This window comes from Bacillus sp. AFS029637, from assembly GCF_002584985.1.
In the GTDB taxonomy this organism is placed as follows: domain Bacteria; phylum Bacillota; class Bacilli; order Bacillales; family Bacillaceae_G; genus Bacillus_A.
Window position 1 is genome coordinate 23,616 of the sequence record NZ_NUPZ01000055.1, and the last position, 6,287, is coordinate 29,902.

The following is a 6,287-nucleotide window of genomic DNA, read 5'->3' on the forward strand; positions in this document are numbered from 1 at the left end:
TTAGATTAAGAAGAATTATATGCTATATGGACAGATGCGCGATGTGTTTTGAATTTGTAATGGGATACACAGATGTTTTGAATAGAATTGTGCATGCGGGATAAAAGACGATTATGTTGGAATTTAATTCATTTTGCAGAATATAATAAGTCATAAATATTTTTAGTTGCATACGAAGGTTTGTTCTTATATGATAGATAGTGAAAGCGTTGTCAAAAAACAGAGCAACGATGGGAAAGGCGGTTAAATATGTTCCAGCGTGTTCAAACAAAGGAAGAACATTTTTGGTTCGAGCAACTATGGGGAGATTTTTGTGAAGAAAGAAACTTAATGTTTGTAGAACGTAATTTAAATCCATCACGATTTTTATTAATAGAAGATGATCATCATATTGGTACAGTAGAATGTATTAAGTATACGGTACCCGAACAATCAAATTCTGAGTTTTTCTATCCGTTTTCTAAAAATGAATTAGTGAAAGATTTGAAAAATGTGTATGAAATAGGTAAGTTAAGTATTGCGAAAACGTCACGCGGGAGAGGACATTTCAAAAGGTTAACAGCTATTTTATTTATGCATGCGTTAGAAACGAAAGCGGAATGGTATATTGCAGCAGTAACAAAAAGAATGTATATGTATTTACTCACACTCGGTTTCCCAATTGAACCGATAGATAGTCCATTTCAGTTTCATGATACTTTACAAGGTGTACCAGTTCGAATTCATGCTCGAAAAGGAGTTACGCATTTGTATTCTTTAAAAGAATTTCGTGATGTGATTCAAGGGAATGCTCAGGCACAGGCATTAATTGCAGAATACAGTAAAAATATTATGTTAACAAAATAAAGAGAAGTGAATATGTATAAGTATAGATAATGATGTGTAAATAGAATATAATTCTTCATAAAAAAAGACCCTTATTATTTTAATAAGGGTCTAAAAATTATAATCCAAATATACTAAAAATCATTTTACGACGCTTTGGCTTCTTTTCTCTTTCATATGACGGTTTTGAATCGGGAGTAATATATATTGGTTCTTCTTTCTTAAGGGCAGCTTCTAGTTTTTGAATTCGTTCTAACATTTCCTCCATTTCGCGGCGATGCTGTAAGAGTTGATACGTAACGACATCGTTTGCTTTATCTTGCATTTGCTCTTCCATACGATCTAGCCTTCTCGTAATGGTGTTTAACTGAGAAGCGAGTTGCTCCAAATCATTCGATGATGAGTTTTGAGCAATTGTGTTTACTTGAGTTTTTAATTCTTCAACATCACTTGATGATGTTTTTTGAGTAGGCTGAGAGGTTTGAGTCTGTTCTATTTGAGAACGATGGTATTCTAACATTTGTTCTAAATCATTTTGTGTAAAAATAAAGTGACCATATTTATTTTTTTCTATTGTAAGATTTAATTGTTGTGCAATCCGGACAACAGCCTTTGGGCTAACACCTAATTTTTTTGCGATAAATGGTGTTTTATATTCCAAAATAATCCCTCCTATATATATCCTGTTGAATGATTTCGATCTATGAAGTAAGTTCCCTTCTGGTGTGACAAAAGAAGTGGGGAATCGGCAAAGAAAGTGTTTTTTCACGAAATTTAATTGTGAAGAATATATCGTTTATATAACAGTATTTTGTCTTAAGAGTTAAAATAATTTGATTTGACGAGGGTAAATGAATTAGATTATCATAATGATAAATATCTTTTTTATGTATGCATATAATATATAAAAAGGTGGTTGCTAATGTAGAATTTTGTTAGAGTATTAGAATGCTTACTTCACTTGAATAAAATTAAGTAGGAGGTGGCTTCCTTGCTTACACTGTAAGTAAGGAAAAGTATTTGGACATATATAGTATAAGTATAGTGATTGTTTTAATTGCCTTAACGGCATTTTTCGTTGCAGCAGAATTTGCAATTGTTAAAGTGAGAAGTTCACGAATTGACTATTTAATTGCAGAGGGACATAATGGCGCAACATCGGTCAAAACAGTCATTACAAACTTAGACGAATATTTATCTGCTTGTCAGCTAGGAATAACAGTTACAGCTCTAGGGATTGGGTGGTTTGGTAAACCTGCGCTAAAGCAAATGTTTGACACGCTTTTTGCAAATTGGAATATTTCTACTCAACTTGCAGACATTTTTGCTGTAATTTTAGTGTTTTTGTTTATTACTTTTTTACACGTTGTAATTGGGGAATTGGCCCCAAAAACATTTGCGATTCAAAAAGCTGAACAAGTAAGTTTGTTTGTTGCTAAGCCGTTAATTTTCTTTTATCGTATCGCATTCCCATTTATTTGGCTCCTAAATGGATCAGCTCGATTTATTACGAAGTTGCTAGGGCTGAAACCACCGAAAGGACATGATGAGGTTCATTCAGAAGAAGAGTTACGGTTGTTAGTTTCAGAAAGTTATAAAAATGGCGAGATCAATCAGTCTGAATATAAATATGTGAATAAAATTTTTGAATTTGATGATCGTATTGCAAAAGAAATAATGGTACCTCGAACTGAGATGCATATTATTAGTAAAGAAATGCCTGCTGAAGAAGCTTTACAAAAAATGTCTCAGGAAAAATATACGAGATATCCAGTTGTTGATGGCGACAAAGACCACGTAATAGGTTTTGTAAACTTTAAAGATATTTTTACAGATTTTGTGCAGCATAAAGCAGTTAGTAAAAAGAAAGTAGAACAATATATTAGGCCAATTATTTTAGTTATCGATTCCATCCCTATTCATGATTTGTTTTTAAAAATGCAAAAAGAAAGAACACATATTGCTATATTGATAGATGAATATGGTGGTACATCTGGACTTGTTACTGTTGAAGATATTTTAGAAGAAATCGTTGGAGATATTCAAGATGAGTTTGATACGGATGAACAGCCAGAAATTCAACAAGTTAGTGAAACAAAAACGATACTAGAGGGTAAAGTGCTTGTTAGTGAAGTGAATACGTTATTAGGTTTAACGATTGATGATAATGATGTTGATACAATCGGTGGTTGGATTTTAACGAAGAATATAGAGATTGCTGAAGAAGATTCCATCGAAATTGAAAATTATAGATTTTGTGTGAAAGAATTAGATGGACATTATATTAAAAGGTTAGAAGTTACAAAAATAGTAGAATCGATTGTTATTTTAGAAGATGAAAAACAAATTTCGTTACAAGAGCAAATTAGTTCGTAAACTCTGCTATATGGCAGAGTTTTTTTGAGTATAATGTTCCTGGAGAGATAAGGGCTATGATACAATAACACAAGTCAGACCTTTCACTAGATGAATTATTATTGTGTATATTAAAATGATTTGATAAAGCAATAGAGGAAGGAAATCATTCACGTTACGGTCTACAAGCAGGAGTATTCATGAATAATTTGTTCAAAGCAATGCGTACGATTGATGAGTTAAAAATTGGTGGTGTGAAAGAAAGTGACACGGGGCGTGAAGGAATTCAATATACAATAGAAGAAATGACAGAAATGAAATTAGTGTGTATTAAAAAATAAAGTAGGATAGCACTTAAACAGTGCAATAAAAAACGAGTAGGAAATGTTTACGATTCCATACTCGTTTTTTTATTGTTTTTCTACGTTTCTCGGAACGATTTAATTTAATCAAGTGTACCGTTTACTTCATTTCTTGTTTGAAAATAGTATCTTCTACATAAATTTGTTCTTTATCTACAGCGGTGCTATGTGATAGTACTAAACCGATTGGTGTTTCTGTTCCTTTATTTTGAACAATTGTGAAAGGAACATTTTTTTCATTTGCTAATTTAATGTATTTTGATAAATGTGGGTAAGCAATGCCACCATTTAGGAATATTTGTAATGATTGAGAAGGACGCATACTACTCGTTACTTCTGTATATACATTACTTTGCATTACTTGACCGATAGTTAAAGCGATTTCTACACGCTCACGTAATGTAGTTAAATACATATTACGTTCTTCGGGTTTGTTTTGCTTTTGGCCATAAATGCCTTCTTGGAGATAATCTTCCACATTTTTATTTACCATATTTTTCACACCTTTCATTTTCTATTGTACGCAAGAATGAAGCAGGATGCAAAAAAAAGACGAATGAAATGTAATAAAGTTTGAATGAAGGGGAGGAAAGGAGAATGAATGAATGTAACAATTTATAAAGAAACGAAAAAAAATTTTATCAACAGATATTAACAAAATGTGACAATAATCTATTAACGAATTACGATTTTTATGTTAATATTCAAAATATAAAGGGTATTCGTCGTATGGAAATGGAGGAAATGGGGGTTTTTCCAATCGATAAGGATATTAAAGAAGTATTTTGTTCGCACTTGAAAAACAACAGGCACCAATTCGTAGAGAACTGGAAAAACAAAATGATAATTTCCGAAAAAGATCCATTTAAACAAGAGGTAGTTCAAAATGGAGAGGATTTATTAGAGTTAATTATTGAACTGACCATGGAAGATAAAGGTATTGATTATCTTCAACCATTATGCGAGAAAATTGCTATTGAGCGTGCGGGGGCAGATGCGAATATTGGAGATTTTGTCTATAATGCAAACGTGGGAAGAAATGAACTTTTTGAAGCGATGTGTGAATTAGACGTAAGCGCTCGTGAACTAAAACCAATCATGGCTCAAGTACATACTTGTTTTGACAAATTAATTTATTATACCGTTTTAAAATACTCCGAAATTATTACGAAAAATTTAGAAGAAAAACAGCAATATATTAATGAAACACATAAAGAAAGGCTGACGATTTTAGGGCAAATGTCGGCTAGTTTTGTACATGAATTTCGTAATCCGCTTACTTCAATAATGGGATTTGTCAAATTGTTAAAAACAGATCATCCTAATTTATCGTATTTAGATATCATTTCACATGAATTAGATCAATTGAATTTTCGAATCTCGCAATTTTTACTCGTATCGAAAAAGGAAATGTGGAATGAATCAGAACGGTTTTGGCTTAATGACTTGTTTCAAGATATTATACAGTTCTTATACCCGAGTTTGGTCAATGCAAATGTTTCAATTGAAAAGAATTTGCCATATCCAATTCCACTTGTTGGTTATCGGAGTGAAGTGAGACAAGTATTTTTAAATATTTTAATGAACTCAATCGATGCTCTGGAATCAATGAAAGAAGAGCGAAAAATTATCATTGATGTATTTGAAGAAGAACAAGCTATACGAATTGTAATAAAAAATAATGGACCAATGATTCCGGCAGAAAATGTTGAAACGATTTTTGAACCGTTTGTAACTACTAAAAAGTTAGGAACTGGTATTGGGTTATTTGTATGTAAACAAATTGTAGAAAAACATAATGGATCTATTATGTGTCGTTCAGATAACGATTGGACAGAATTTCAAATTGCATTTCAAAAATAAACAGTCTACACCAAATAAATGGTGTAGACTGTTTTAATTTGTAAGTATAACAGCTTCTAATTTAGGATCTTTCGTTGAATAACCTACTATTGAAATGGTATAAATTACATTCGGTTCAACATCGAATTTAGGTAAAGTTAACAGAACTTCTTTGTTATCTGCGAGTGAAACTTCAATATCTGCTGTACCAGGGCTTACTTGTATGAAATCTGTTGTTTGTTTAAATAGTACATTTTCAAATAAATGATCTCCACCTTTCAAATCTACATTTACAACAGGAGTATCGGGAGAAAAGTGTGCAAAGCGGATTTTCGCTTGACCAGATGGTAAATGTGTATTATCAAGTATAGGTTGTAACTGTAGATGATTGTCACTATTTATGGCAGCAAGCGTATAAGTATGATTTCCCATTATTGGTACTAAGGCTGAAAAGATTGGCGTTTCGTTCCCGACAGGGACAATATCTATGCGATATTTACCTTGTACTAATGATAAATAAGGACTAAATTGCTTAAAGGAAATGCTTTTAATGACCTTTTGTCCATTTACTAAAATATCTACCGCTGGCGTGTTTGGAGCAGCGTGAAAAATTCTTATATGGGAGGGTAAAGTAGATTCTTGTGCATCCCTTTTTTCATATGCCTGTACAAGTTTTGTAAGAGCATCGTAATATTTCATATATAGTTCTACATATTTTTTGGGATTACTATGTTGATAGTAACGAGCAAGCTGTTCGTAACGGGCAGCTTCTTGTCCATATTTTTCGATTTCATATTGAGACATGAACATTCCTCCTTTATCATCATTAAAACTATATGCGAAGTGAGAAAGAGGTTATGCGAAAAAAGCTGTTTTTTTAACACATTATCCGAAAGAAGTCTC

Annotated in this window: 6 protein-coding genes and 1 pseudogene; 4 read left to right on the forward strand and 3 right to left on the reverse strand. The window is 32.2% G+C overall.

The window, feature by feature from the left end:
• Window positions 1-249: 249 nt before the first annotated feature.
• Window positions 250-846 (forward strand): hypothetical protein, encoded by a 597-nt coding sequence (locus COE49_RS26285; protein ID WP_088230357.1) that lies wholly within the window; start codon window positions 250-252, stop codon window positions 844-846.
• Between the two features lie 97 nt (window positions 847-943).
• On the opposite strand, the gene racA is transcribed toward COE49_RS26285, so the two are convergent.
• Window positions 944-1,486 (reverse strand): chromosome-anchoring protein RacA, encoded by a 543-nt coding sequence (gene racA, locus COE49_RS26290; protein WP_088230356.1) that lies wholly within the window; start codon window positions 1,484-1,486, stop codon window positions 944-946.
• Between the two features lie 359 nt (window positions 1,487-1,845).
• On the opposite strand from racA, the gene COE49_RS26295 reads away from it, so the two are divergent.
• Together COE49_RS26295 and COE49_RS26300 are read left to right on the forward strand one after the other, a co-directional pair.
• Window positions 1,846-3,201 carry a hemolysin family protein gene (locus COE49_RS26295; RefSeq protein ID WP_088230355.1) on the forward strand — a complete coding sequence of 452 codons (1,356 nt, stop codon included), beginning with the start codon at window positions 1,846-1,848 and terminating at the stop codon, window positions 3,199-3,201.
• Between the two features lie 119 nt (window positions 3,202-3,320).
• Window positions 3,321-3,521, forward strand: a pseudogene (locus COE49_RS26300) (aldehyde dehydrogenase family protein); the annotation flags it as partial.
• A gap of 121 nt (window positions 3,522-3,642) precedes the next feature.
• Here COE49_RS26300 and COE49_RS26305 read toward each other — a convergent pair.
• Window positions 3,643-4,035 carry a YueI family protein gene (locus tag COE49_RS26305; RefSeq protein ID WP_088230354.1) on the reverse strand — a complete coding sequence of 131 codons (393 nt, stop codon included), beginning with the start codon at window positions 4,033-4,035 and terminating at the stop codon, window positions 3,643-3,645.
• Between the two features lie 236 nt (window positions 4,036-4,271).
• Here COE49_RS26305 and COE49_RS26310 point away from each other — a divergent pair, with 236 nt between their 5' ends.
• Window positions 4,272-5,405, forward strand: coding sequence for a BA2291 family sporulation histidine kinase (locus COE49_RS26310; protein ID WP_088230353.1), 1,134 nt, complete (start codon window positions 4,272-4,274; stop codon window positions 5,403-5,405).
• A gap of 33 nt (window positions 5,406-5,438) precedes the next feature.
• Here COE49_RS26310 and COE49_RS26315 read toward each other — a convergent pair whose 3' ends face one another.
• On the reverse strand, window positions 5,439-6,188 hold the full coding sequence (locus COE49_RS26315; protein WP_098252916.1) for a DUF4397 domain-containing protein: 750 nt from the start codon (window positions 6,186-6,188) through the stop codon (window positions 5,439-5,441).
• Window positions 6,189-6,287 lie beyond the last annotated feature (99 nt).